Consider the following 898-nt stretch of genomic DNA (forward strand, 5'->3'; position numbering starts at 1 on the left):
ATCAGGTTGTTCTCTGAGTCAATACTCACATATTCCCCACTTACTCCGTTACGGTTTTCGTCCTTTTTTAGCACCTCGTATATGGCATCAAAGGAGCCTACATCAGACCAGTAGAGCTCCATAGGAATAACCACAGCCTTTTCTGTTTTTTCCATAATCGCATAATCTATGGAAATATCTGGCATTTTTCCAAAGTCTTCCTTTACCTCCTCAAATTTTTTGCCTTCTACCTGATTATAAATCTCCTCGCAATGAAGCCTCAGTTCTTTAAAAAAGGTCTTGGGCGTAAAGCAAAACATACCGCTGTTCCAGAAAAAGTTTGGCTGGGATATATACTCTTCCGCTTTTTTTAAAGATGGCTTTTCGTGAAATCTTCTTACCGCGTAACAACCTTCTGAGCCATTCCCTATTTCTGCTTCTATATAACCATAACCCGTCTCAGGTCTTGTAGGTTTTACACCAAAAGTGACTATGTATCCATCTCTGGCTGATTCTTGCGCTTTTTTCGCTACCTGCACAAACTTTTCAAGAGGTGATATTATGTGGTCTGAGGGTAGCACTATAACAGGTTCTTCCTCTTCCACAAGCCCTTTTTCCATCATATATACCAGACCAAAGGCTATAGCAGGTGCTGTATTCTTTCTAACAGGCTCTAAAACTATATGCTTAGGTTCAACACCAGTGAGTTCTCTTACTTGGTTTTTTATGTAATACAAATAGTCTTTGTTTGAAAGAAAAATCACATGCTCCAGAAGATGAGATACAGACAGAGCTCTCTCCACAGTTTTCTGTAGTAAACTCTTACCATCAAAAATTTTTAAAAATTGCTTAGGGTACCTATCTCTTGATAGCGGAAAAAGTCTTGTTCCACTGCCACCTGATAGTATAAGGGTTTTCA

Annotated in this window: 1 protein-coding gene; it reads right to left on the reverse strand. The window is 39.1% G+C overall.

The window, feature by feature from the left end:
• The coding region (locus tag ABDH49_09165) for a mannose-1-phosphate guanylyltransferase (GenBank protein MEN3047109.1) at nucleotides 1-887 on the reverse strand (887 nt) is incomplete at its 3' end.
• Between the last annotated feature and the right edge of the window lie 11 nt (nucleotides 888-898).

It is taken from the genome of Candidatus Hydrothermales bacterium (assembly GCA_039630235.1).
Classification (GTDB): Bacteria; Hydrothermota; Hydrothermia; order Hydrothermales; family JAJRUZ01; genus JBCNVI01.